A 25,518-nucleotide genomic window follows, 5' to 3' on the forward strand; every position below is an offset into this window, starting at 1 on the left:
TACGTTCCCCTCCGGGTTGCTCAACAGTAAGGAACAACGGTGTTCAGATTCATTCTTCGACGGTTGCTCTCGGGCATAGTCCTGCTCTTCGTCATATCCACGATCGCCTACGCCCTGCTGTATGTGGGCGGCGGCGACATCGCTCGCCGCATTCTCGGCCAGTCGGCGACCGCCGAGACCGTTACGCAGAAGGCCAACGAACTCGGCCTCGACCGTCCGCTCTGGGAGCAATACTTCGACTGGATCGCCAATGCCCTTCAGGGTGACCTCGGCACATCCTGGTTCACCGGGCAAGAGGTCACCGAAGGCATCACCTCCCGGCTTGCCGTCACCCTGTCCCTCGTGATCGGGGCGACCCTGCTCACTGCGGTCGTGTCGGTGACCCTTGGCGTCTGGGCCGCGATCCGCGGCGGCTGGGCAGACAAGCTCGTGCAGGGTGTCTCCATCCTCGGCTTCGCCATCCCGGGCTTCCTCATCGCACTCGGCCTGGTAACGCTTTTTGCCCTCAACCTCGGCTGGTTCAAGCCCACCGGTTACACGAACTTCACCGATTCGCCGATCGGATGGCTCTCCACCGTGACGCTGCCGATCATCGCGCTGGCTATCGGCGCCATTGCCGGTGTCGCACAGCAGGTGCGAGGGTCGGTCGTCGACGCGCTTCGTCAGGACTACGTGCGAACCCTGCGCAGCCGCGGCCTCTCGTTCAACCGGGTGGTCTTCAAGCACGTGCTGCGAAATGCCGGTGGTCCCGCGCTGGCCGTACTGGCCGTCGGTTTCGTCGGCCTCTTCGGCGGTGCGGTCATCGTTGAACAGATCTTCGCGATCCCGGGCCTCGGGCAGGTGGGCGTTCAGGCGACCTCCCAGGGCGACATCCCCATGGTGATGGGACTGGTCGTGGCTACCGCCATCATCGTCGTCGTCGTCAACCTCCTCATCGACCTGCTCCAGGGCTGGCTGAACCCGAAGGTGCGCCTCTCATGATCGATCTCACTCCCACCACGCTCTCGCCGGCACTGCCGCCGGCGGCCCGTCGGTCGCTGCTCTCCCGATTGCTCCGCAACCCCGTCGGCCTGGCCACCATCGGCTTCTTGCTGCTACTGGTCCTCAGCGCAGTGTTTGCGGGGCTCATCGCCCCGCATGACCCCAACGACGCGTCGATCCAGGACGTGCTCGGGCCGCCCGCTGAGGGGCATCCCCTCGGTTTCGACAGCTCCGGCCGTGACGTGCTGTCCCGACTGATCTTCGCCGGGCGGTTCAGTCTCGCCGGCGCGGCCCTGGCCCTGGTCATCGCCCTGGTGATCGGTGTCATCGGCGGCCTGATCGCCGGCTACTACGGCAAATGGTTCGACTCGGTGTCGTCCTGGCTCACCGGCCTGCTGATGGCGCTCCCCGGCATCGTCGTGCTGCTGGCCGCCCGTTCGGTGCTCGGCCCGTCGATGTGGCTGTCGATGATGATCTTCGGTGTGCTGCTCTCGCCGGCGTTCTTCCGGCTGGTCTACGCCTCCGTCACCGCGGTGCGCAACGAACTGTACGTGGATGCCGCCCGGGTCGCCGGGCTCAGCGACACCCGCATCATCGGCAAGCACATCCTCACGGTGGTGCGGGCGCCCGTCATCATCCAGTCGGCAATGGTGCTCGGCATCGCCATCGCCATCCAGGCCGGTCTGGACTTCCTGGGCCTCGGAGACCAGTCGATCCCCACCTGGGGCACCATGCTCAACGACGGGTTCCGCCAGCTCTACAAGGAGCCGACCCTCATCCTGTGGCCGAGCATCGTGATCGCGCTCACCTGTGTGGCGCTGACCCTGCTGGCCAACACCATCCGTGACGAACTCGAACGCAGCACCAAGGCCAAGCGTCGCCGCCGGCCGCCCCTGCGACCGGTCGATGTCGACAAGAAGGCCGCGCACGTGCACGCCGAAGACCTGGCCTCTTCCGGCCGCACCGGCGAAGTACTGCTCGACGTCCGTGAGCTCTCGGTGGGGTACGACCAGCCCAACGGCACGGTCAAAACCGTCGTGCACGACGTCTCCCTCGTGGTGCGACGCGGTGAAGTGCACGGCTTGATCGGTGAATCCGGCTCCGGCAAGACCCAGACGGCCTGGTCCGTGCTGCGCCTGCTGCCCGAAGGTGGCCGGATCACCGGAGGTTCCATCTTCTTCGAAGGAGCGGACCTCGCGCTCGAGCCGGAGAAGGAGATGACGAAGATCCGCGGGAAGAAGATCGCCTATATTCCGCAGGAACCCATGTCGAACCTCGACTCCTCGTTCACGATCGGCAGTCAACTCATCGAGCCGATGCGGGTGTGCCTCGGCCTGTCCAAGAAAGAGGCCACCGCGAAGGCGCTGAAGCTGCTCAAGCGAGTCGGAATCCCCAACCCCGAGCGCACCTTCGCGGCCTACCCGCACGAGGTGTCCGGCGGCATGGCGCAGCGGGTCCTCATCGCCGGCGCCATCTCCTGCGACCCTGACCTGCTCATCGCGGATGAGCCGACCACGGCCCTGGACGTGACGGTGCAGGCCGAAGTTCTCGACCTGCTGCGGGAACTGCAGCGTGAGCTGAACATGGGCGTGGTGCTCGTGACGCACAACTTCGGCGTCGTCGCCGACCTGTGCGACCGGGTGTCGGTGATGCGCGACGGCCGGGTGATCGAGACCGGACCGGTGCGATCCATCTTCACGCAGGCGAAGCATCCGTACACCCAGTCGCTGCTCGCGGCGATCCTCGAAGACGGCGCTGCGCGCGGCGACCTTGACGAAAGCACCAGTGCGGCCGCCGCCGCCCAGCACGACGCCGTCGCCGCCCAGCACGCTGCAAACATTGGAGCACAGTCATGACCGAGCCACTCCTCGACGTCAAGGATGTCGTCGTCGAATACCCGATCAAGGGGTTCCGCAAGGAGCCGTTCAAGGCGCTCAAGGGTGTCTCGCTGGACATCCGTCCCGGTGAGACCGTGGGCCTGGTCGGCGAGTCCGGTTCGGGCAAGACCACCCTTGGGCGGGCCGTGCTCGGACTGGCGCCGGTCACCGGCGGGGAGATCCTTTATCGCGGCAAGGACATCGCGCACCTCGGACGTAGCGAGCGCAAGGCCCTGTCCAGCGAAATCCAGGTGGTGTTCCAGGACCCGTACACGTCGCTGAATCCAAGCCTCACGATCGAGCAGATCCTGGTCGAGCCGCTTACCGTGCGCAAGGTCAGCCGCAAGGATGCGTCACGCCGGGTGCTCAGCCTGCTGGACCAGGTGGGCTTGCCCAACACCGTCGCCGACCGCCTGCCGCGGGAGTTCTCGGGCGGCCAGCGGCAGCGCATCGCCATCGCGCGCGCACTGGCGTTGGACCCTCGACTGATCGTTTGCGACGAGCCCGTCTCGGCGCTGGACCTCTCCACCCAGGCCCGGGTGCTCGACCTGTTCAAAGAGATCCAGGAGCGCACCGGCGTGGCCTACCTGTTTGTCTCCCACGACCTCGCCGTGGTGCGGCACCTCAGCCACCGGGTCGCCGTGATGTACCACGGTGAGATCGTGGAGTGGGGTGCCGGCGACCAGGTCACCAGCGCTCCAGCGCACCCGTACACCCAGAAGCTTTTCCTCGCCGCGCCGGTGCCCGACCCAGACCGGCAGCAACAACGCCGCGCGGAGCGTCAGCGTCACCTGGACGAACAGGCCAGCGCGCAGGCCGGCGCCGCCTGACCCGACCGCCACCCGACCCGCAACTGTTCCCCGTGCGGACAATTGCACCCGGTGTGCCGGGACCAATTGTCCGCACGGGGACCCCTTCTCTTCGACCCCGATTCCCACGAAAGCGATTCGTACCATGACGATCTCCACCGACCGCACAGCCGCGGTCAGCACGCCCGACCCCCGCCTCACTGCCCTGCTCGACCGGCTCACCCTCGAGGAGAAGGTGCTGCTGCTCACCGGCCGCGACTTCTGGACCACCGCCCCGATCGAGAAGATCGGCCTGCGCCGCATCCTCGTCTCCGACGGACCCAGCGGTGTGCGTGGCGAGGTCTGGGACGAGCGCTCGCCGTCACTGAACCTGCCGTCGTCGACCGCGCTCGGCGCCGCCTGGGACCCGGCGATCGCCCGCCGCTACGGCAACGTCGCCGCCGTCGAGGCCCGCCGCAAGGGCGTGGATGTTGTGCTCGGCCCGACCATCAACCTGCACCGTTCCCCGCTCGGCGGCCGGCACTTCGAGGCGTTCAGCGAAGACCCGGTCCTCACCGCCAAGCTCGCCGCCGCCTATGTGGTCGGCGTGCAGGAGAACGGGGTGGGCGCCACCCCCAAGCACTACATCGCCAACGACTTCGAAACCGACCGGTTCACCGCCGACGTCATCGTCGACGACCGGGCGCTGCGCGAGCTCTACCTGCTCGCCTTCGAAGAGGCCATCACCGAGGCGCACGCCTGGCTCGTGATGAGCTCCTACAACTCTGTCAACGGCGCCACCGTCACCGAGAACGACCTGCTCGAGACCCCGCTGAACTCCGAATGGGGCTTCGACGGTGTCGTCATCAGCGACTGGACCGCCGTGCGCAGCGTCAACAGCGCCCGGTTCTCGCAGGACCTGGTCATGCCGGGACCGGCCGGACCGTGGGGCGATGCCCTCGTCACCGCCGTCAACGCCGGCGAGGTGGAAGAGGCCGCGATCGACCGGAAGGTGCTGCGGCTGCTCACCCTGGCCGCCCGGGTGGGCGCGCTGGAGGGCTTTGAGCCGGCCGTCGCCGAACCCGTCGTCGTCGAAGACGGCATCCGCTTTGCCAAGGAGGCCGAGATCGCCGGCAGCGTGCTGGTGCAGAACAGCGGCGAGCTGCCCTGGGCCGCCGACACCCTCACGAAGGTGGCCGTGATCGGGCATAACGCCCGGTTCGCCCGCACCCAGGGCGGCGGCAGCGCCACCGTGCTGCCCGAACGCGTGATCACTCCGATCGACGGCGTCATCGCCGCGCTGCCGAACGCTTCGGTGACCTACTCGGTGGGCGCCGTTGTGCAGGAGGGCATCGCCGAACTGCCGCTGACCAGCATCGTCAACCCGCACACCGGCGAGCCCGGCGCCCGGGTGCGTTTCCTCGACGCGGATGGCGGTGAGCTGTTCGTCGAGGACCGCCGCGCCACCGCGCTGGTCTGGTTCGGCGGCGACGCTCCGATCGCGGCCTCCAAGGTGCTGGAGTTCAGCACCCGGTACACGCCAGAGGTCACCGGTGAGATCCTGCTCGGCTTCGCCACCGCCGGCAACGGCCGCATCCTCGTGAACGGCGAACTGCTGCACGAGGAGAACGTCATCCCTGAGGGCACCGACCTGGGCGCCGCGTTCCTGTCCCCGCCCTCGGCATCCGTGGCAGTGCAGGTGACCGAGGGCGTACCGATCGAGCTCGTCGTCGAGTACGACATCGCCCCGGAGGGCGCGCTGATGGGTGCGCTGTCGATCACCATCGGCATCGAACCCGACCTCTCCAACCCGGATGCGCTCATCGCGGAGGCCGTCGCCGCCGCGGAGGCCGCCGACGTGGTGGTGCTCGTCGTGGGCACCAACTCCAAGGTCGAGTCCGAGGGCTACGACCGCAGCGACCTCGACCTGCCCGGCCGGCAGGACGACCTCGTGCGCGCCGTGGCCGCGGTCAACCCGCGCACCGTCGTGGTCGTCAACTCCGGCTCCCCGGTGCTGATGCCGTGGCGGGAGGACGTCGCCGCGATCCTGCTCAGCTGGTTCGGCGGCCAGGAGTACGGCGACGCCGTCGCCGCCATCCTGCTCGGCGAGGCCGAGCCCGGCGGGCGCCTGCCCACCACCTGGCCCAAGACCCTCGAGGACGTGCCGGTGTTCAACGTCACACCCGACGACGGGGTGGTGCGCTACGACGAGGGCATCCACATCGGCTACCGCGCCTGGCTGAAGGCCGGCACCGCACCGGCCTACCCGTTCGGCCACGGGCTGGGCTACACCAGCTGGTCGCTGGACGGCCTGACCGTCGACGACACCGCGCTCGCGAAGACCGGCGCCGCCACCGCCACGGTGACCCTCACCAACACCGGCGACCGCACCGGCAAGCAGGTCGTGCAGGTGTACGCCTCCCGCGCCGACTCCACCATCGACCGGCCGTTGCGTTGGCTCGTCGGCTTCGCGCCGGTGACCGCGGCGGCGGGGGAGACCGTCAGCGTCGACATCCCGGTGCCGGAGCGGGCGTTCGCCGACTGGCAGGACGGCTGGCACTTCGAGACCGGCCAGTACCTGCTCGAGGCCGGCACCAGCGTGACCGATCTGCCCCTGTCCGCCACCGTCACCCTGAACTGAGCGGAGCCGTCATGACCGACACCACCCAGACCGATTTCGCTCCGCCCGCACCGGTCGCCGACGCCTGGCCGAACCCGCTGATCGCCGGGTTCTACCCCGACCCCAGTGTGGTCAAGGTGGGCACCGACTACTACCTGGCCAACTCCACCTTCGAGTACCTGCCCGGCATCCCGATCTTCCACAGCACCGACCTCGTCGACTGGACCCAGATCGGCCATGTGGTGGAGCGGCCCGGCCAGCTGGCGTCGGCGCACGTGCCGACCCTCGGCGGAGCCTGGGCACCCACAATCCGGCACCGCGACGGCGTGTTCTACGTCGTGGTGACGGATGCGATGGGCCGCGGCATGCTGATCTTCAGCGCCACCGACCCGGCCGGCCCGTGGAGCGACGGCACGATCATCCAGGGCATCCACGGCATCGACACCGATCTGGCCTGGGACGAGGACGGCCTCGCGTACATCACCTACTCGGGGCTGGACGTGACCAGCGGCGAGCTGCCCACTGGGCACAAGGGCATCCTGCAGTTCACCGTCGACCTCGAGACCGGCATCCCGCTGTCCCAGCCGGTCTCGGTGTGGTCCGGTACCGGGCTGAAGTTCCCCGAGGCGCCGCACCTGTACCAGCACGGCGAGCACTGGTACCTGCTCATCGCCGAGGGCGGCACCGAACGCGGCCACGGCATCAGCGTCGCCCGCGGCGACCACCCCTACGGCCCGTTCACCGAGGGAGCCGCGGCGGGCGGCCCGGCGAACCCGATCCTGTCGGCCCGCAGCACCAACCGGCCGATCCAGAACACCGGACACGGCGACCTCGTCGAAACCCCGGACGGCGGCTGGGCGATCGTGCTGCTCGGCGTACGGCCCACGGGCATGACCCAGGCGTTCTCCGCGCTCGGCCGGGAGACGTTCATCACCAGCGCCCGCTGGGAGAACGGCTGGTTGGCCGCCGATCCGGTGATCCTCAACCCGCGTGCCGGCGAGACCGTGTTCGCGGATGACTTCGCCGGCTCGGAGCTCGGACTGGAGTGGATCGCGGTGCGCCGCTACCCGGCCGAGGTGGCCACGGTCGGCGACAACCGGGTGACGCTGGTCGGTGAGGGCAGCACCCTCGACGCCGAGCAGCCCGTGCTGGTGGGCGTGCGGCAGCGGAACCCCTGGTCGAGCACCTCGGTACAGGTCGCGGGAGTGGCCGGCGGCGGCGCGCTCGGCGGCCTGGGCGTGCGCTACGACGAGCACTACCACTACGAGATCGAGGTCGGCGATGGCATCGTGACGGCCCGGGCCTGCGTTGCGGGCATCCGCCAGGAGTGGACGCTGCCGCTGGCGGCCGAGCACGTCGTGGACGGTGCGGTCACGCTGGGCCTGGACACCGTGCCGCCGGACTCCTCGTCCATGCTGTCCGGCCTGACCGGCGACATCGTCGTGCTCAGTGTGGGTACCGGCGACGCCCGGGTGGAGCTGGCCCGGGTCGACGGCCGCTACCTCTCCCAGGAGAACGCGGCCTCCTTCACCGGCCGCGTCCTCTCCCTCTACGCGGTCACCGGCAAGGTCTCCTTCCGGTCCTTCCGCTACACCGGCACCGAGTAGCCCCTCCCCGCCCAACTGTTCCCCCTGCGGACAATTGCACCCGGCACACCGGGTGCAATTGTCCGCTTGGGGAACAGTTAAGACCGAGAGCGGGTGCGGATGGTTAGGGGCGGGCGGCCAGGTCGTCGAGGAGCTGCTCCACCCGGGCGACACCGGCCGGCGGCATCATGATGAGGGAGGTTTCCAGTGGCGAGTTGCTCTTCCAGCGGCCGCCCTTGGTCCAGCCCAGGCCGATGAAGTAGCCCAACTCCGCGAACAGGGCCTCCAGGGCGGATGCCGCGCCGGCGTCGTCGATGATCTCCGACAGCGAGGTTTGCATGCTCAGCGGTTCGCGCGGCACGGTGTCCACGAGCGCCGCCACATCGTGGACCCAGCCATGCGTGCCCGAGCCGACCGTCACGGTGTCGGCCGCGCCCGGCAGCCGCACGATCGCCGTCGTGTTGGGCGGAACCGCCACGGTCAGGGCGAAGCTGCCGCCGGTGAGGGTCCAGTCCACGGTGACCGGGCCGTATCCGGCGTCGAGCGACGCGGACGCGCTGGTCAGCCCGCCACCGAGGATCGGTTCGACGAGCGTGACCCGGGAGCCGGGCTCGGCCGGTGCGATCCCGCCGATGGCGCGGTGCATCCAGTCGGCGACGGCGCCGAGGGCGTAGTGATTGAACGACGTCATCTCACCGGGGTTGATGCTGCCGTCCGGCAGCATGCTGTCCCACCGCTCCCAAATCGTGGTGGCGCCCATCGCCACCGGGTACAGCCACGACGGGCAGCCCTCCTCGAGCAGCAGCCGGTACGCCACCGCGCTCTGCCCGCCCAGGCACAGGGCGTCGCAGATCAGCGGGGTGCCCACGAAGCCGGTGCCGATCCGGTAGCCGTGCGATCGCACCAGCTCGGCCAGCCGGGTGCCGGCCTTCTCCACCAGTGCCGGGTCGGTGAGCAGGCCGAACCCGAGAGCCAGGGCGTACGCGGTGTGCGCGTCCGAGAGCATCCGCCCGGCCGGGGTGACGTACTCGTTCACGAATGCCACCCGGATGCCCGCCGCCAGCGCGGCATACCGCTCGGCGTCGGCAGCGTGGCCGAGCACCTCAGCAGCAGCGGCGAGCCGGCTGGTGGAGCGGAAGAAGTAAGCCGTGGCCACGATGTCGGGGTCGGTCTTCGCTGCGGCCGGGTTCTCCGGCGGGGCGCTCGGGTCGAGCCAGTCGCCGAACTGGAACCCGCCGGTCCACAGGTGGTCGGGCCCGGCGAGCCCGTCGACCACGTCGACCCAGGCGCGCATGCTCTCGTACTGGGTGGCCAGCGCGGCCCGGTCGCCGTAACGTGCGAAGAGCGCATCCGGAACCAGGGTGCCGGCGTCGCCCCACGCGGCCGCGGCCATCGGGGTCATCGGCAGCGGGTTGGGCACCACGAACGGCACCACCCCGTTCGCGCGGCGCTGGTCGGCGTCCACGTCGCGCAGCCAGGAGCCGAGGAACCCGGACACGTCGTAGAGGTAGCTGGCGGTGGGGGTGAACACCTGGATGTCGCCGGTCCAGCCGAGCCGTTCGTCGCGTTGCGGGCAGTCGGTGGGCAGGCTGAGGAAGTTGCCGCGCATACCCCAGACCACGTTCTGGTGCAGCTGGTTGAGCTTGGGGTTGCTGGTGGTCAGGTGGCCGGTGCGCACCATGTCGTTGTGCACGACCACCGCACGGATGCTACCGGCGTCGAACGTGCCGGGCCAGTTGCTGACTTCGGCATAACGGAAGCCGTGGAAGGTGAACGCCGGGCTCCAGCTGCGCAGGCCCTGACCGTCGCCGGTGAAGTGGTCGGTGGCCTTCGCGAAGCGCAGCGGGCGCACGCCGAGCTCGCCGTTCTCGAGAACCTCAGCGTGCCGCAGGGTCACGGTGTGCCCGGCCGGGGCGTCGATGTCGAGCTCGAGCCAGCCGACCAGGTTCTGGCCGAAGTCCAGCAGGGTGGCCCCGCTCGGGCTGGTGCTGACCGTCTGCACGGCCACGTGTTCGATGCGGCGTACCGGGGGAGCGAACGACGGGGTGAGCCGGGCCGGGTTCGCGAGGTCGGCGCCGAGCACGGTGACCGGCAGCGGATGCGGGAACGCCGTGCCGGGGTCGACGAGCGCGGCGTCGTCCAGGCGCGCGTCGAAGCTCTCGCCGGGGTAGATGCCCGCGCGGGTCACCGGGCCGACGTCGCTGGCCGCCCAACCGTTGTCGGTGACGTGTGTGTCCACGCGACCGTCGGCGTACTGCAGGCGCAGCTGCACTGACAGCGCCCGGGGGCCCGGGTAGCCCTGCTCGAAGTTGCCGTCGAAACCGAAACGTTCGCGGTACCAGCCGTCCGCGACCGTGGCGCCGAGCACATTCTCGCCCTCGCGCAGCAGCGCCGTGACGTCGTAGGACTGGAAGGTGAGCCGGTCGTCGTAGCTGGTCCAACCGGGGGTGAGCACCTCGTCGCCGACGACCTGGCCGTTGATGACCGCCTGGTAGATGCCGTGCCCGGTGGCCGACAGCACGGCGGAGACGAGCCCCGGTCCGGCGGTGAGCTCGGTGCGGAACCTCGTGGTGCCGCGATCGTCGGGATCGGAGCCAGATGGCGCCGCACCGGGGTCGACGGCGATGAACGGAGCGACCCAGTCGGCGGGGGAGAGCGGGCCGGTGCGCAGCTCCAGCCAGGGGCTGAACTCCGAGACCGACCCGTCGCTGCCGGTCACCCGTACCCGCACCGCGGCCGACGCGTAGGGGCCGAGCGGGTCGGCCGGCCAGGGCTCGTACTGCGAGCGCACGGTCTGGCGGCGCTCGCCGCGAGTGACCGACCCGACCCGGGTCTCGACCTCGTAGGAGTGCTGCAGCCAGCCCGGCGCATCCGTCTGAACCTGCCAGGACAGTGCCGGCAAGCCCGTCGCGAGGAACTCGGGCCGGCCGCGCCCCTCCGCCCAGAGTGCCGAGACGGTGACGGGATGCGAGACGGGCTGGGGCATGAATCTCTCCATTGAGACGGTGACGCAGGGGCAGAGCAGGAGCGGGCGGACCCGGGCGCGGAGTCGCCCGCCGGGACTCTAAAACCATATAGGCATTCGGTATTTGTTTTCTAGTGCCGGGCCCTATTCTCGTGGCGCACCCTGTACATCGTGGCGCAGGCTATACCCTGCGCCACGAGACACATCCTCCGCCACGAGGCCTAACGACGGTCAGTGCCCGTCGACATCGGAGTCCACGCCCGCGCCCGCGCCCTGGTCCAGGGTGGCGATCGCGGCCAGATCATCGGCGTCGAGGGTGAAGTCGAAGATGTCCAGGTTCTCCCGCAGCCGGGTCGCACTCGACGATTTCGGGATCGCCACCAGGCCCAGGTCCAGATGCCAGCGCAGCACGACCTGGCCGGCGGTCTTGCCGTGCTTCTCGGCCAGTCCGGTGATGACCGGCTCGGCGAGCAGCGCGTTGCCCTGGCCGAGCGGGCTCCACGACGTGGTGACGATGCCGTGTTCGGCATCGTAGGCGCGCTGCTCGGCGCGGGGAATGTACGGGCTGATCTGGATCTGGTTCACGGCCGGCACGATGTCGGTCTCGGCGCGCAGGCGTTCCAGGTGCGCCGGCTTGAAGTTGGAGACACCGATCGATCGTGCCTTCCCGTCGGCGAGGAGCTTCTCGAAGGTGCGCCAGGTCGACACGTACAGGTCACGGGACGGCACCGGCCAGTGGATCAGGAGCAGGTCGACGTAGTCCAGGCCGAGCCGGGTCAGGGATGCATCGAGTCCCGCGATCGCCCGGTCGTCGCCCTGGTAGGTGCCGTCGAGCTTGGTGGTGATGAATAGCTCTTCCCGGGGAAGCCCGCACTCCCGGATGCCCTGGCCCACCCCGGTCTCGTTGCCGTACTTGACGGCGGTGTCGATGTGGCGATAGCCGAGCTCCACCGCGGTGGTGATCACCGGAGCGACCTCGGTGTCGGTCATCGGCCAGGTGCCCAGTCCCAACCGGGGAATGGTGTGGCCGTCGTTGAGGGACAATTCGGGTACTGACATGGTCTGCCTTCCTGCTTGACATCGGCTACCACCAACCCTATCGTCGTCTATTGAAGCGCTTCAATTCTGAAGTCTCGCATTTCAAGGAGGAATTGTGATCACAGCAGTCACGTCGCGCCGTCGCGGCGCGTGGATGCCCATCGTCGCCGGGCTGGGGGCGAGCGCGTTGCTTCTCACCGGGTGTTCCGCGGGCGGAGGTAGCACTGCGGAGGCCAAGGAGTTCACTTACCTCTCGTTCACCGAGAACACCGCCATCGCCGAAACCCTCACCAGCCTGAGTACGGGTGCGTGCAAAGCGGAAAACGCGGCGTTGCCGCTCAAGGTCACCAACCAGCCGCAGGCCAGCTACGACCAGCAGCTCCAGCTGCTCGCCGGGCAGAAGGCCCTGCCGTCGCTGTTCGCCGCGGGCAACACGCCCCAGGTCGCTAAGGACCTCGCCAAGAGCGGCCAGCTGGTCGACATCGGCGCTGCCCTCGCCGACCTCGATGTGCCCGACGCGATCCTTCCCGCCGCCGGCACGGCCATCAACAGCCTCTACGGCAGCGACATCGGAATCCCCACCGAGCTGAACATCGAGGGCATCTGGTACAACAAGACCATCCTCGCTGACAACGGCATCACTCCGCCGACGACTTGGGACGAACTGGTTGCCGATGCTGCGACCGTGGACGCCGCCGGAGTCACCCCGTTCGCCGCGGCGGGCAAGGACGGCTGGCCGCTGACGCGCCTGGTCGGCAGCTACATCTACCGCACCGTCGGCCCGGACGCCCTGCAGGCTGTCGCCGACGGCGACGCCAAGCTCACCGATCCCGAGTACGTGGCCGCAGCGGATGCCGTGGCCGAGCTCGGCGCCCAAGGCTACTTCGGTGAGGGTGTCGGCTCGATCGACTACGCCACTGCCGAGAATGCCTTCCTGTCCGGCTCTGCTGCCTTCTTCTACATGGGCAGCTGGGCGCTCAGCGACTTCAACGACGCGGAGAAGGCCACCATCGGCACCGAGAACATCGGCTTCATCCCGTTCCCGGATGTTGCCGGCGGCGCCGGATCCAGCGACCAGGTCGGCGCCAACGTCGGGGTCCCCCTGGCGATGTCCCAGGCCACCTATGACGACAAGAGCGCGGCCTGGCTCAAGTGCATCGCCGAGAACTTCGGTCAGGAATCCCTCAGCGCGCAGGGCGTGCTGACGGGCCTCACCGTGAACGGGACCGTGGACGTCCCGGATCTCACCGCTCAGGTGCAGGACACCATCGCGGCCACTGACACCAGCGTGCTCTGGTTCGAGGCGCTGCTCAACGCCCAGGCCACGACCACGAGTCAGACCAACGCCGGCCAGCTCGTCACCGGTGCGATCTCCGGGGCCGACTTCATGAAGCTCGTGCAAGCAGACCTCGGCTAGCGAGTCAGTTCCGCCCGCGGCGGGAGGCAGACAACCAGTCTGTCTCCCGCCCGGGCCGCTCCATCCACGGTGCGGGCGATGCCGCCCGAACAGAAAGCAGATCTTCAGATGAAAAGCGTTCTCGGCGACAGGCGGGCGGTGCTGGTCTTTATCGGCCCGGCCCTGCTGATCTACTCGGCCATCATGCTCGTGCCCGTCCTCTGGTCCATGGGGTACACCCTGTTCTCCGGCAGCGTGATCACCGGCTTCACGTTTAGCGGTCTTGACAACTTCACCCGGCTGTTCAGCGACCCCAAGGTGGCCGAGGCGCTGGTCTTCACCCTGAAATACGCGGTCATCCTCACCGTCGGGCAGATTCTGGTGGGCTACGGCCTGGCGCTGATCTACGTCTTCTGGCTCAAGAAGGCTTCCTCCCTCATCCGCACGTTGGTTTTCTTCCCCGTTGTCCTCCCCACCGTTGCGGTGTCGCTGCTCTTCCAGAAGATGTTCGAGGTCGCACCCCAGAACGGACTGGTCAACGAGGTGCTCAACTTCTTCGGCGCCCCGTCCGTGGACTGGTTCGGCAGCGCCGGCACCGCGTTCCTCGTGATCGTGATCATGGACATCTGGCGCTCGATGGGCTTCTACGCGATCCTGCTCTATGCGGGCCTCCTCGACATCCCCGAGGACATCCTCGAATCCGCCCGCCTCGACGGAGCCAGCGGCTGGACCCTGATCAAGGGCATCATCCTGCCGCTGTCGCTACCCGTTCTGCTCTCCTCGGTGATCTTCAGCATCAACGGCACCCTCAAGGTGTTCGATTCGGTGCTCGCCCTCACCAACGGCGGTCCCGGCAGTACCACGACACCGCTCACCCTCTACATGTTCCGCACGGCGTTCAGCTATGGGGATTACGGCTACGGGAGCACGATCGCCCTGCTCCTCACGATGATCTGCCTGCTCGTCACGGTCTTCATCTTCCGGTCCTCTCGTCGCGACCTCACCAAAGGCTAGGAATCCCATGTCCCTGTCCACCGCCACCGCGGCACCCCGTCCCCCGATCATCGAGCCAGAGCACTCCTCGTCGCGCCGCCGCCTGCGCCGCCGCCTGAGGAAGGTCCCGGCGGTCCTCGTCATCGGGCTGCTTTTGGTTGTCACCGTCTACCCACTGATCTGGCTGTTGCTCGGGTCGCTGAAGACCCAAAGCGAATTCCTCAACAACCCGAGTTGGGCGTTGCCGGAGAATTTCCTCAACTTCGACAACTACGTGCAGGCCTGGGTCGGCGGCAACGTCGGCTCTTTCATCCTGAACAGCGCCCTGGCCACCTTCCCCGCCCTGGCCATGATCATCGTCTTCGGTGTGGCCGCCGGCTTCGCCCTCGAGGTGATGGTGTGGAAGGGCCGCGGCACCGTACTGCTCCTGTTCCTTGCCGGCATCATGGTGCCAGGGCAGATGATCCTGCTTCCGCTGTTCTCCGCCTACTTCCAGGCCGGCCTCACCGGCACCCTGTGGCCGCTGATCATCACCTACACGGCCACCGGGCTACCGCTGACGGTGTTCATGATGGCCACCTACTTCCGTGCCGTACCCAAGGAGATCTTCGAGGCCGCCGCGATCGACGGGGCGAGCATCTACCGCTCGTTCCTCTCCATCGGCTTCCCGATGGTGCGGAACGCCATCTTCACCGTCGCGCTCGTGCAGTTCTTCTTCATTTGGAACGACCTGCTGATCGCGCTGACCTTCACCAGTGGCAGCAGCGTGCAAACCATCCAGGTGGGGCTGCTCAGCTTCACCGGCCAGTTCGGTGTGGTCGAGTTCGGGCCCACCTTCGCCGCGATCTGCATCAACGTCGTCGGCATCCTGGTGCTCTATGTCTTCCTCAACCAGCGCGTCATGAAGGGCCTCACGGCCGGCGCGGTCAAGGGCTGAGATGACGCAGCTCACCGCCCCCTGGGCCGAACACCACACCATCGCGCTCGGCATCGGCGAAGCGGCCCCCCGCCTCTCCTGGCGCCGTGCCACCGACCCCTCCACCGACTTCGTCGCCGAGCAGGATGCCTACGAAATCGAGATCGTTCGGGAGCCAGGCGGAACCGACACAACCGTCCTGACCGGTCGGATCGCCAGCAGCGCCAGCACACTGGTGCCCTGGCCCACGGCCCCCCTCCGCTCACGGGAACGCGTGCGGGTGCGCGTGCGGATCTGGACCGGAGCCGCCGGCCCCGGCGACTGGTCGGCACCCCTAGCCATCGAGGCCGGCCTGCTGCACGCCGACGACTGGCGGGTGCCCTTCGTGTCCCCGTCGACCGGGGCGGATGCGACGGGGCCGCGGGCGGCATTCCTGCTCCGGGCGCAGTTCGAGCTACCCGACCGAGAGAATGTGCTGCGGGCCCGGGTGTACTCCACCGCGCACGGCGTGCACGACCTGCTCGTGAACGGCACAGCGGCCGGCGACCAACTGCTCGCGCCCGGCTGGACGAGCTACCAGCATCGCCTGCGGTACCAGACCCTGGACGTGACGAACCTGCTCACGGCCGGATCGAACGTGATCGGCGCGTGGCTCGGCGACGGCTGGTGGCGTGGCAAGCTCGGTTTCAACGGCGGCATCTGGAACAACTACGGCGATGACGTGTCGCTGTTGCTGCAGCTGGAACTGACCCTCAGGGACGGCAGCGTGCGGCACGTCGACCTCGACGATGCCTGGCGGTGGGCGTCCAGCGCGATCACCAGCGCCGGACTGTATGAGGGAGAAACGCACGATGCCGGACTCGAGCAGCCCGGCTGGGCCACCGCCGGCTTCGACGCCGACACGTGGCATGCGCCGGCCACCCTGCCCCGGCAGCGGTTCTCCGCCGACCTCGTCGCCCCGACCGGCCCGCCGATTCGGGTGACCGAGACGCTCACCCCGGTGGCGGTTGAACGCCGCGGCCGGCGTATCCGCCTGGACTTCGGCCAGAACATCTCCGGCAAGCTGCGCATCGCGCCGACCGGCCCGGCCGGACACACCGTGCTGCTGCACCACGCCGAGGTGCTCGAGAACGACGAACTGTCGATCCGCCCGTTGCGGGGCGCCCCTTCCGTGGACAGGTTCGTGCTGGCCGGCACCGGGCAACCCGAGGTGTGGACGCCGCGCTTCACCCTGCACGGGTTCCGCTACGCCGAGCTGGAGGACTGGCCGGGGGAGTTCGACCCGGCCGACGTCGTGGCCCTCGTTGTGCACAGCGACATGGTGCGCACCGGCCGATTTGAGAGTTCGGATCCGATGCTCAACCGGCTGCACGAGAACGTCGTCTGGAGCATGCGCGACAACTTCGTCGACCTGCCCACCGACTGCCCCCAGCGCGACGAACGGCTGGGCTGGACCGGCGACATCCAGGTGTTCGGGCCGACCGCCGCGTTCCTCTACCAGTCCACCGGAACTCTGATCTCGTGGCTGCGCGACGTGGCCGCCGAGCAGAAGGACCGCGGCTCGGTGCCGAACTTCGTGCCCTGGATCGAGTGCGGCTTCCCGCCGGACCCGGCCGCAGCGTGGGGCGACGTTGCCGTGGTGCTGCCGTGGGTGCTCTACCAGCGCACCGGAGATGCCCAGATCCTCGCCGACCAGTACGAGAGCATGTGCTCGTGGGTCGACCAGGTCGACGCCCTCACCGGACACACCGGACTGTGGAACACCGGTTTCCAGCTGGGCGACTGGCTGGACCCGGCCGCGCCGCCGGACCGCCCGGACGAATCGCACACCGACCAGTACCTGGTCGCCACGGCCTATCACGCCCACTCCGCCCGGCTCCTCGCGAACACGGCCGGAGTGCTCGGCCGTGTCGACGACGAAGCGCGCTACCTCGTCGTCGCCCAGCGCGCGGTGGAGGCCTTCCGCCGGGAGTTTGTGACGCCATCCGGGCGGGTGGTGAGCGACACCGAAACGGCGTTGTCGCTGGCGATAGTGTTCGACCTGCTCGAGACCGGGGAGCAGGTTCAGGCCGCCGGCGCACGATTGGTGCACCTGGTCGAACAGGGCGGCTACACCATCCGCACCGGCTTCGTTGGCACGCCAATCATCTGCGACGCCCTGGCCAGGGTCGACGCGTTCGACACCGCGTATCACCTCGTCTTGCAGACCGCATTCCCGTCCTGGCTGTACCCGGTGACGATGGGGGCGACCACTATTTGGGAACGCTGGGACAGCATGCTGCCCGACGGCAGCATCAACCCCGGCGAGATGACGTCGTTCAACCACTACTCATTGGGCGCCGTGGCCGACTACCTGCACCGGGTGGTCGCCGGACTCGCGCCGGCGGCACCGGGCTACCGCGAGCTGACGATCGCGCCGCGGCCGGGTGGGGGACTCACCCACGCCGCCGCCGAATTGCTGACTCCGTTCGGTGTGGCGTCCAGCTCCTGGACCCGGGCGGGCACCGACTTCACCCTCGACGTCGTTGTGCCGGCCGGGGTCACTGCCCGCGTGCTGGTGCCGGGCGAGTCGAGCCCGCACTCGGTCGGGGCCGGGCGGCACCGATTCACCGCCGTGGTGCGGCCCCCACAGGACGATCCGGCACGCACCGCGCGGATCAACCATCACAACCCCGAGGAGCGGGACGCCGTGCCGGCCGTCGGCTGAGGAACGTGCGGTCAGCGGGCGGGTGAGGGGGCGGCCACGTCGAGGTGGCCCACCGAACTCGCCCGCGCCAGCAGGTGCGGGAGCAGGGTCACCACCTGGTGCTGATGCGTGGCCGGATTCTTGATGGCGTCGGCGAGGAGTTCTGCTCCACGGGCACCCATGTCGAAACCGGGCTGCCCGATGGTGGAGATGGGGATCAGGCTGTCCCACACCGCGTTGTTGTTGTCGTAGCCGATGATGGCGATCTCTTCCGGCACCCGGACGATGTTCTGAAAGGTCTGGATCATGCCCAGGGCGAGCAGGTCCGATGCCGCGACGATGCCGTCGGGCCGGTCGGCCGGGTCGCGCTGGATGAGCGCCTCAGCGACAGTGCGGCCTTCCGGCGCGTTGACGGCGCCGACGATGATCTCTTCCAGTGCCACCGCGCCGTTGGACTCGGAGATCGCCCGTTCCACCCCGAGCCGGCGGGCGAGCAGCGGCGCGAGCCGGTCCGGCCCGCCCACGAACGCGAGCCGGGTCCGGCCCAGGTCGATCAGGTGGCGGGCCGCGATATAGCCGCCGTACTCATTGTCGACGATGACCGAGCAGCCCTTCTCGGCCGGGGTCGCCACGTTGAGCAACAGCACCGGCTGCCCGCGCTCCTTGATGCGTTCGAGGCCGTCGGTCGACGCCTCGAACGGGGCAAGCAGGATGCCCGCGAATCGCGACTGCTCGAACAGGTCCAGGTAGGTCTGCTCCTTCGCCGCGTCGTTGTCGCTGTTGGCGAGGAGCAAGGACATGCCGTCGGCCTGGGCGCCGACCTCGGCACCGCGGGCGATGTCGACGAAGAAGGAGTTGCCGATGTCGGTGACGATGAGGCCCATGGTGGAACTGCGGCCCCGAGCCAGGGAACGGGCCTGGTCGTTGCGCACGAAGCCCAGGTCGTCGATGGCGGCCTGGATGCGCACCAGCGTGGCCTCGGCCACCTTCTGCGGGTGGTTGAGCGCGTTCGACACCGTGCCGAGGGCCACACCGGCCAGCGCGGCCACGTCGCTCATGCTCGGTGCGCCGGTCTTGTCGACCCGCGGGTCAGTGTGCTGCCGAGGACTCATGGGCTGCCCCTTACGAATTGCTTACGCCGTGAACCGGCCGTGGCCTACAGCCATCCTATGCTGGGCTTTGAAGCGCTTCAGTCCCCACCTTAAAGTGGCCCTCCGTGGCATAACTCCTGCAATTTCTCGTTGTCATGATGTCGGATGGCTGAATCTCGCGGGCGCAGCCCAGCCTGAGCGAAAATTGCAGGAGTTATGCCCGTGCGTCCGCGTTGAGAGCGAGCGTCATGAAGACGCTGTGCGGATCCAGCCTGTAGTCGGCGAAGGGCGGGCAGTCGACGAAGCCGTGCCGCGCGTAGAGCCGCCGGGCCGGCGCGAAGAATTCCTCGGCTCCCGTTTCCAGGTAGAGGTCCTCAAAGCGCCGCTGCCTGGCCTCCTTCAGGATCCGGGCGAGGACGAGCGCGGCGATACCCCGGCCCCGGGCGGCCGGAGTGGTGCGCATCGACTTGATCTCGCCCTGGGTTGTGGTCAACTGCTTCAGCGCGCCACAGCCCAGCAGAGTGCCGTCCTCGCGGGCTGTCCAGAACGTGATCTCGGGCGCGGACAACGCCGAATGGTCCAGGGCGTGCACGCTCTCGGCGGGTGAGGTGGCGAACATGTCGGCGAGGTGCTCGTCCAGCAGCAGCCGCACATCCGCCCGGGTGGGGTCGTCGCGTTCAATCTGAATCATGGCGACAAATTTACCGGGCGCGGCGGTGAAGGTCGGTGCGAGGCGCGCAGAGGCCCCCCGCCGTCTACTGCAAATGACGTAGAACAGCCGATCCAGCTGAACGATTCTCGCTCATGGCGCGGCAGCCACACTCACAAAGTAGGTTTTCTGCCGCACATCTGAGGAGTAGTACATGTCCGCGTTTCTTGCACAGGTCGGTCGGTTCAGTGCCCGGCACCGACTGGTCGTGATCGGGGCCTGGCTCCTGATCTTCGCCGCGCTCATCGGCGCACTGGTGGTTGGCTCCAACAACGGGTCGACGGAAGAGGCGACCGTCTCCATCCCGGACTCGCCGGCTTCCCAGGCCCTCGAGCGGATGAATGACAAGTTCCCCACCGCCGAGTCAGCGGGCAGCGCCCTCCAGCTGGTCTTCCAGCCCAGCGCCGGCGCCGTCTCCGACCCCGCCGTCGCGGAGGAGATCGCGGATGTCCTGAGCGACGCCGCGGCGCTTCCCGGTGTCGAATCGGTGACCGATCCCTTCGACCCCGCCCGGCCCTACGTGTCAGCGGACCAGAGCATCGCCGTGGCGACCCTGACCTACGGCGACCTCTCGGCCGATGACCAGGTGACGTTCCACGCCGCCGCCCTCGACCTGCAGTCCGACGCGGCGACTGACCTCGGCGTCGAGCTGGGCGGCAACCTCGTTCCGCTGGGCGCCCCGGCGCCCGGCCTCGGCGAGGGCGTCGGTGTGGTCATCGCCTTTCTCGTGCTGATCCTCACCTTCGGTTCGATGCTCGCGGCGGGGGTCAACCTGCTCATCGCCGTCTTCGGCGTCGGAGTCAGCCTGGTCGGGGTCCTCGCCTACGGGGCGTTCTTCCCGATCGGCGAGAACGCCATCATCCTGGCGGCGATGCTTGGCCTGGCCGTGGGCATCGACTACACCCTGTTCATCCTGTCCCGCTTCCGGATCGAACTGCGCGGCGGAAAAAGCGTCGAGGACGCCGTCGCCCGGGCCACCGGCACCGCCGGCACGGCCGTCGTCTTCGCCGGTCTCACCGTGATCGTGGCCCTGGTGGCCCTGCTGGTCGCCAACCTGAGCTTCGTCACCGAGATGGGGATGGCCGCCGCCGCCGCGGTCGCCGTGTCGGTGCTCCTGGCCCTGACCCTGTTACCCGCCATCATGCGCACCCTGGGCGCCAGGGCGCTGTCGAAGAAGCAGCGGACGGACCTCGCCAACGGAATCCTGTGGCAGGAAGGCGCCGTGCAGAAACGCGGGCTCATGCGCGGCTGGGGCAGCTTCGTCGTCAACCGTCCAGTCATCTCCGTCATCGCCGGAGTCGTCGTCCTCATCATTGTCGCGCTGCCGTTCTTCAGCATGAAGACCGCATTCAATGTGCCCGGTGGCGCCGACCCGAGCTCGACCGAACGCGCCGCCTATACCCTCATCGTCGATCAGTTCGGTGGCATCCAGAGCCCCCTCATCGTCCTGGCCGAGGGCGAGGACATCGCCACGAAAACGGCCGGACTCGAAGCCGACCTCGCCGCACTCGACGGAGCACAGCAGGTCGTGCCGGCCGAGATCTCTGCCGACGGCACCATGGCCCGGATCATCCTGATCCCCGCGGAGAGCCCCATCGACGAGACGACGAAGGATCTCGTGCACTCGATCCGGGACGACGCCGACGCCGTGACCGGGGTGCACCTCGAGGTGACCGGTGAGACGGCCATCGGCATCGATCAGGACGCCGCACTGATGAGCGCCCTGATCAAGTACATCATCGTCATCGTCGTGATCTCCATGCTGCTGCTGATCGTGATGTTCCGCTCGCTGCTCATCCCGCTCATCGCCACCCTCGGCTACCTTCTGTCGGTCGCCGCGTCGTTCGGTGCGAGCACCGCGGTCTTCCAATGGGGCTGGCTCGATCCCTTCATCGCGGCCCCGCAGGGCGACCCGATGCTCAGCCTGCTCCCGCTGCTGCTGGTGGGCGTGCTGTTCGGGCTCGCCATGGACTACCAGGTGTTCCTGGTCTCCCGCATCAAGGAGATGCACGACAAGGGCATGGCGCCCAAGCAGGCAATCCGGGAGGGTTTCGCCCGGTCTGGCCCGGTGCTCGTCGCCGCGGCGACCATCATGACCGTCGTCTTCGGTGGGTTCGCCACCGGCACCTTCGCGATCGGCGCCTCCATCGCGTTCGGGCTGATGGTCGGGGTGATGGCGGATGCGTTCATTGTGCGACTCGTGCTCATGCCCGCGATGCTCAGCCTGCTCGGTGAGTCGGCGTGGTGGCTGCCGAAGTGGCTGGACCACATCATCCCGAACATCGACACCGAGGGCCGCGCGCTCGATGCGGAACCGACCATCGAGCGGGAGAAGCCCGTGCTCGTCGGCGCCTGAGATCCGAGACTCGGGCCGCGCAGATTAGATCGGGTCGATGAGCAGGCTGTTGATGTGGCGGCGGATGTCCTCGGCCATATCGACGTCAAGTCCGTTGAGCCAGAGAAGTTCGAGTCCCTCGGTCGTGGCGAGGGTGAGCAGAGCCGCCGTGCGCGGGTTGACTCCGTCCCGCAACCCGTTGGCTGCGCCCACCTCCTCGAAGGCCAAGGTGACGGCGGCTGCAATGCGCTCAAAACGGTCGACGAAGTAGCCGTGCGCCGGATGGCCGGGGTCGGTCGCCTCGGCGGACAGGATCGTGTAGAGCTGGACGACACCGCGCAGCGATTCCTGGGCGCGGGAAATCTCGACCAGGCTCGCGAGGAAATCCCGGCCGGTCCGCCCGTCCAGTGAAAGCTCAGCCCGGGTGTCGCGTTGCTCGAGAACGGCCTGCAGCAGTGCCAGTTTCCCGGCGAAGTGGTGCACGACACCGGTCTGCGTCATCCCTACGGATCGGGCGATCTCGTTGACGGAGCTCGCCGTGTAGCCGCTCTTAGCAAAGGTGACGAACGCGGCTTCGAGAATCTCCGCCCGCCGCTCGACGCTCTTGCTGTACTCCCCTCGCGGACCGGCCATGCTGCACACGTTATCAGCTTCCTATGAAAATATGGCACCCTTCATATTTTTGTGTTAGCTTCTCCTCGTCCTCGGATACACGACGACAGCAGTTCGACGTAGAGCAGCCGCATCAGAGCGGACCATTAGGCAAGGAAGCCCCTATGACCCTCCCACCCCAATCCGCGAATCTGCGGGATACCAGCATCTCGAGCACGGCCGGTTCGACCGCAACCCTGACCGAGCTCACCCCGACAGCGTTGCTGCGAGCGCAGATGCATCAAAGCCGCGGATTCGTCTTCTTTTTGGTGTTCGCAACGATCGGTGCCGGTGCGGCGCAGATGTCGGCCGTGTTACTGACCCTCACCCTGAAGGCGACCGAGCTCAACGCCGACGGTGCCGCCACGATAATTTCGATCTCGAGCGGCATCGTCGGGCTGATCACGCTCGTGGCGCTGCCGGTCTTGGGCTCGATGAGTGACCGCTCGCGGTCACGATTCGGTCGCCGCCGACCGTTCCTGGTTGCCGCCGCCGTCTTCTTCATCGTCGGCGGATTCCTGCTCGTGACAGCGACCTCGGTGCCGCTCTTCGTTCTCGCGCACGCCGTGATCAACCTCGGGTTCATCGCCACGGTCGTGACGGCGACGGCCCTCCTCGCCGATCAGATCCCCGCCAACAAGCGCGGGCCGGCCTCGGCGTTCGTGAGTCTCGGCACGCCGATGGGCGCCCTGCTGGGTACGGTGATCGCCCTGCCGTTCGGCGCGGACCTGGTGCCGCTGATCGGGATCCCCACCGCCATCGCGGTGATCGCGGTTCTCCTGCTGGCCGTCGTGCTGCGTGATCCCCAGTTCGAACAGCGTCGTGCCCGCCGCAGCCTCGGCGAACTACTCAGTGTCTTCTGGGTCAACCCGCTCAAGTTCCCCAGCTTCGCCTGGGTCTTCACCAGCCGGATGCTCGTGTTCTCCGGCGTCGCCGCACTCAACGGCTTCCAGGCGATCTACCTGCTGCAGAGCGTCGGCCTGGCGCCGGCCGAGCTGGGCGGCGCGATCCTGCTCACCGTCGTGGTGAATACCGGAATCTCCCTCGCTGTCGCCCCCGCCATCGGCCGGCTCAGCGATCGCCTCGACGTGCGGAAGCCCTTCATTGTCGCGGCCGCGGTCATCCTCGGTGTCGGCCTCGTCTTGGCCTCGATGGCGCCGAGTTTCGGCTGGTACCTGGCCGCCGCCGGTGTGGTGGCCCTCGGTCAGGGCGTCTACTTCGCCGTGGAGCTGGCGCTGGCCACGAGCGTGGTGCCCGACCCGGACAACCCGGCGAAGGACCTCGCGATCTTCAAGATCGCCGACAACCTGCCGGTGTCCTTTGTCTCGGCGGCGGCCCCATTCCTACTGGCCATCGGCGTGGGCACCTCGGGCGGGCAGAACTTCGCGGCCCTCTTCATCACCGGCGCGGTCGCCGCGATCGTCGGCGGCCTCTCGATCCTCTTCGTGCGCGGCGCACGGTAGGGGTGCGGGCCGTCCGAATGACGGCCTACGCCCGGCACCTTCAGCGGACAACGGTCCGACGACAGAAAGAGAGTTTCCACATGACATCTCAGTTTCCCGCAGACTTCCTCTGGGGCGTGGCGCAGGCCGGGCACCAGAACGAAGGTGCCAACATCCACAGCGACATCTGGTTTCTGGAGAACACGGTGCCCACCTTGTTCCAGGAACGCAGCGGGCCCGGCTGCCAGGGCTACGAGAAGTGGCCGGACGATCTCGACATCGTCGCGGGCATGGGCCTTAACGCCCTGCGTTTCTCGGTCGAGTGGGCGCGCATCGAGCCAGTGCGCGGTCAGGTGGCGGTCGATGCCCTCGACCACTACGAACGGGTGGTCGACGGATGCCTCCAACGCGGGCTCGCGCCCATCGTCACGCTGAATCACTTCGCCGCGCCGAGCTGGTTCTCCGCAGCGGGCTCCTGGCTCGCGGATGACGCGGCCACGCTTTTCGCCGAACAGAGCGATCGGGTGATGGAGCGTTTCGGCGATCGCATCGCGGCCGTCGTGACGCTCAACGAACCCAACCTCGAACAGCTGCTGCAGGCCGGCGGCAAGCTGCCTCCGCAGGCCGAACAGCTGAAGATCGAGATGCTGGCCGCCGCAGCCCGCGCGGCCGGCACCGAGCGCTATTTCGCGTCGAACGTGCTGCCCGCCGACGCCCAGCAGGAGTTCCAGGAGGCCTTCACGGTCGCGCACCGCGCGGCGAAGGCAGCGATCAAGGCGCGCCGCGCCGATGTGCCGGTGGGGGTGTCGATTGCGATCAGTGACGAAGTGGCCGTCGCCGGTGGCGAGGAGAGCCGGGACGCCCGGCGGGCCGCGGTCTATGACCACTGGCTCCGGGTGGCTCGGGACGACGACTTCATCGGGGTGCAGAACTACGAGCGCACCCTGCACGGACCCGACGGAGAGTTCCTGCCGGAGGGGCCGCGAAACGACATGGGGTCGGTGATTGCGCCCGGGTCGCTCGCGGGCGCGGTTCGCTACGCGCACGAAGTCTCCGGCGTGCCGGTGTTCGTCACCGAACACGGCATGCAGACCGACGACGACACGAACCGAGCCGCGTTCATTCCCGCCGCCCTCGACCTGCTGGCCGAGGAGATCGCCGCGGGCACGCCGGTGCTCGGCTACACGCACTGGACGCTGATGGACAACTTCGAGTGGATCTTCGGTTACGGCCCCAAACTCGGACTGCTCTCGGTGGACCGTGAGACCTTCGAGCGCACGCCCAAGCCCAGCGCCGCCGTCTATGCAGCCGCCGTGGCCGGGTTCCGAGGCGACGCGGAGTAGTGGGTCTGGCATGTGGAACGTTCAGGCGAGCACAGGCATGCGGTGCTAGACCGATATGGGCGGACCCTGTTCACGCGATCTGGGGGAGCGCCTCGCACTGA

Annotated in this window: 17 protein-coding genes; 12 read left to right on the plus strand and 5 right to left on the minus strand. The window is 68.2% G+C overall.

Features of this window, described 5'->3' with window-relative positions; all coding sequences use genetic code 11:
- Positions 1-39 precede the first annotated feature (39 nt).
- From ACU5E9_RS16785 to ACU5E9_RS16805, 5 genes are all read left to right on the plus strand, one after another.
- On the plus strand, positions 40-981 hold the full coding sequence (locus ACU5E9_RS16785; protein WP_456811034.1) for an ABC transporter permease: 942 nt from the start codon (positions 40-42) through the stop codon (positions 979-981).
- Complete coding sequence (locus ACU5E9_RS16790; protein ID WP_456811035.1) at positions 978-2,837, plus strand: dipeptide/oligopeptide/nickel ABC transporter permease/ATP-binding protein; 1,860 nt, start codon at positions 978-980, stop codon at positions 2,835-2,837. Before ACU5E9_RS16785 ends, ACU5E9_RS16790 begins: the two co-directional genes overlap by 4 nt.
- Positions 2,834-3,688: an ATP-binding cassette domain-containing protein gene (locus tag ACU5E9_RS16795; protein WP_456811036.1), complete on the plus strand. Its 855-nt coding sequence runs from the start codon at positions 2,834-2,836 to the stop codon at positions 3,686-3,688. The genes ACU5E9_RS16790 and ACU5E9_RS16795 overlap by 4 nt, the downstream gene beginning before the upstream one ends.
- A gap of 124 nt (positions 3,689-3,812) precedes the next feature.
- On the plus strand, positions 3,813-6,287 hold the full coding sequence (locus ACU5E9_RS16800) for a beta-glucosidase (protein WP_456811037.1): 2,475 nt from the start codon (positions 3,813-3,815) through the stop codon (positions 6,285-6,287).
- 11 nt (positions 6,288-6,298) lie between these two features.
- Positions 6,299-7,873, plus strand: coding sequence for a family 43 glycosylhydrolase (locus ACU5E9_RS16805; protein WP_456811038.1), 1,575 nt, complete (start codon positions 6,299-6,301; stop codon positions 7,871-7,873).
- 103 nt (positions 7,874-7,976) lie between these two features.
- On the opposite strand, the gene ACU5E9_RS16810 is transcribed toward ACU5E9_RS16805, so the two are convergent.
- Both ACU5E9_RS16810 and ACU5E9_RS16815 read right to left on the minus strand, forming a co-directional pair.
- A complete protein-coding gene (locus ACU5E9_RS16810; protein WP_456811039.1) occupies positions 7,977-10,838 on the minus strand; it encodes a family 78 glycoside hydrolase catalytic domain in 2,862 nt (953 codons plus the stop codon).
- Positions 10,839-11,048: 210 nt separating this feature from the next.
- Positions 11,049-11,876: an aldo/keto reductase gene (locus ACU5E9_RS16815; RefSeq protein WP_456811040.1), complete on the minus strand. Its 828-nt coding sequence runs from the start codon at positions 11,874-11,876 to the stop codon at positions 11,049-11,051.
- 94 nt (positions 11,877-11,970) lie between these two features.
- Here ACU5E9_RS16815 and ACU5E9_RS16820 point away from each other — a divergent pair, with 94 nt between their 5' ends.
- The 4 genes from ACU5E9_RS16820 to ACU5E9_RS16835 all read left to right on the plus strand — a co-directional run bounded on the left by ACU5E9_RS16820 (position 11,971) and on the right by ACU5E9_RS16835 (position 17,867).
- Positions 11,971-13,272 carry an ABC transporter substrate-binding protein gene (locus tag ACU5E9_RS16820; RefSeq protein WP_456811041.1) on the plus strand — a complete coding sequence of 434 codons (1,302 nt, stop codon included), beginning with the start codon at positions 11,971-11,973 and terminating at the stop codon, positions 13,270-13,272.
- A gap of 108 nt (positions 13,273-13,380) precedes the next feature.
- Positions 13,381-14,265, plus strand: coding sequence for a carbohydrate ABC transporter permease (locus ACU5E9_RS16825; protein WP_456811042.1), 885 nt, complete (start codon positions 13,381-13,383; stop codon positions 14,263-14,265).
- Positions 14,266-14,272: 7 nt separating this feature from the next.
- A complete protein-coding gene (locus ACU5E9_RS16830; protein WP_456811043.1) occupies positions 14,273-15,181 on the plus strand; it encodes a carbohydrate ABC transporter permease in 909 nt (302 codons plus the stop codon).
- A 1-nt stretch (position 15,182) separates the two neighbouring features.
- A complete protein-coding gene (locus tag ACU5E9_RS16835; protein ID WP_456811044.1) occupies positions 15,183-17,867 on the plus strand; it encodes a family 78 glycoside hydrolase catalytic domain in 2,685 nt (894 codons plus the stop codon).
- An 11-nt stretch (positions 17,868-17,878) separates the two neighbouring features.
- On the opposite strand, the gene ACU5E9_RS16840 is transcribed toward ACU5E9_RS16835, so the two are convergent.
- Positions 17,879-18,958 carry a LacI family DNA-binding transcriptional regulator gene (locus tag ACU5E9_RS16840; RefSeq protein WP_456811045.1) on the minus strand — a complete coding sequence of 360 codons (1,080 nt, stop codon included), beginning with the start codon at positions 18,956-18,958 and terminating at the stop codon, positions 17,879-17,881.
- A gap of 193 nt (positions 18,959-19,151) precedes the next feature.
- Entirely contained in the window at positions 19,152-19,628 is a 477-nt protein-coding gene (locus ACU5E9_RS16845; RefSeq protein WP_456811046.1) for a GNAT family N-acetyltransferase, read from the minus strand.
- A 172-nt stretch (positions 19,629-19,800) separates the two neighbouring features.
- Between ACU5E9_RS16845 and ACU5E9_RS16850 the strand changes: the two genes are divergently transcribed.
- Complete coding sequence (locus ACU5E9_RS16850; RefSeq protein ID WP_456811047.1) at positions 19,801-22,002, plus strand: MMPL family transporter; 2,202 nt, start codon at positions 19,801-19,803, stop codon at positions 22,000-22,002.
- A 24-nt stretch (positions 22,003-22,026) separates the two neighbouring features.
- Here ACU5E9_RS16850 and ACU5E9_RS16855 read toward each other — a convergent pair whose 3' ends face one another.
- Entirely contained in the window at positions 22,027-22,614 is a 588-nt protein-coding gene (locus tag ACU5E9_RS16855) for a TetR family transcriptional regulator (protein ID WP_456811048.1), read from the minus strand.
- 143 nt (positions 22,615-22,757) lie between these two features.
- Between ACU5E9_RS16855 and ACU5E9_RS16860 the strand changes: the two genes are divergently transcribed.
- Both ACU5E9_RS16860 and ACU5E9_RS16865 read left to right on the plus strand, forming a co-directional pair.
- A complete protein-coding gene (locus ACU5E9_RS16860; protein WP_456811049.1) occupies positions 22,758-24,095 on the plus strand; it encodes an MFS transporter in 1,338 nt (445 codons plus the stop codon).
- A gap of 80 nt (positions 24,096-24,175) precedes the next feature.
- Complete coding sequence (locus ACU5E9_RS16865; protein WP_456811050.1) at positions 24,176-25,417, plus strand: family 1 glycosylhydrolase; 1,242 nt, start codon at positions 24,176-24,178, stop codon at positions 25,415-25,417.
- Positions 25,418-25,518: the final 101 nt, after the last annotated feature.

This window comes from Cryobacterium sp. AP23, assembly GCF_054075385.1.

Bases quoted from the DNA above. Each gene is read 5' to 3' on its own strand.
- ACU5E9_RS16790 (WP_456811035.1), top strand. From the start codon at position 978: ATGATCGATCTCACTCCCACCACGCTCTCGCCGGCACTGCCGCCGGCG.
- ACU5E9_RS16795 (WP_456811036.1), top strand. From the start codon at position 2,834: ATGACCGAGCCACTCCTCGACGTCAAGGATGTCGTCGTCGAATACCCG.
- ACU5E9_RS16800 (WP_456811037.1), top strand. From the start codon at position 3,813: ATGACGATCTCCACCGACCGCACAGCCGCGGTCAGCACGCCCGACCCC.
- ACU5E9_RS16805 (WP_456811038.1), top strand. From the start codon at position 6,299: ATGACCGACACCACCCAGACCGATTTCGCTCCGCCCGCACCGGTCGCC.
- ACU5E9_RS16810 (WP_456811039.1), bottom strand. From the start codon at position 10,838: ATGCCCCAGCCCGTCTCGCATCCCGTCACCGTCTCGGCACTCTGGGCG.
- ACU5E9_RS16815 (WP_456811040.1), bottom strand. From the start codon at position 11,876: ATGTCAGTACCCGAATTGTCCCTCAACGACGGCCACACCATTCCCCGG.
- ACU5E9_RS16825 (WP_456811042.1), top strand. From the start codon at position 13,381: ATGAAAAGCGTTCTCGGCGACAGGCGGGCGGTGCTGGTCTTTATCGGC.
- ACU5E9_RS16830 (WP_456811043.1), top strand. From the start codon at position 14,273: ATGTCCCTGTCCACCGCCACCGCGGCACCCCGTCCCCCGATCATCGAG.
- ACU5E9_RS16835 (WP_456811044.1), top strand. From the start codon at position 15,183: ATGACGCAGCTCACCGCCCCCTGGGCCGAACACCACACCATCGCGCTC.
- ACU5E9_RS16840 (WP_456811045.1), bottom strand. From the start codon at position 18,958: ATGAGTCCTCGGCAGCACACTGACCCGCGGGTCGACAAGACCGGCGCA.
- ACU5E9_RS16845 (WP_456811046.1), bottom strand. From the start codon at position 19,628: ATGATTCAGATTGAACGCGACGACCCCACCCGGGCGGATGTGCGGCTG.
- ACU5E9_RS16850 (WP_456811047.1), top strand. From the start codon at position 19,801: ATGTCCGCGTTTCTTGCACAGGTCGGTCGGTTCAGTGCCCGGCACCGA.
- ACU5E9_RS16855 (WP_456811048.1), bottom strand. From the start codon at position 22,614: ATGGCCGGTCCGCGAGGGGAGTACAGCAAGAGCGTCGAGCGGCGGGCG.
- ACU5E9_RS16860 (WP_456811049.1), top strand. From the start codon at position 22,758: ATGACCCTCCCACCCCAATCCGCGAATCTGCGGGATACCAGCATCTCG.
- ACU5E9_RS16865 (WP_456811050.1), top strand. From the start codon at position 24,176: ATGACATCTCAGTTTCCCGCAGACTTCCTCTGGGGCGTGGCGCAGGCC.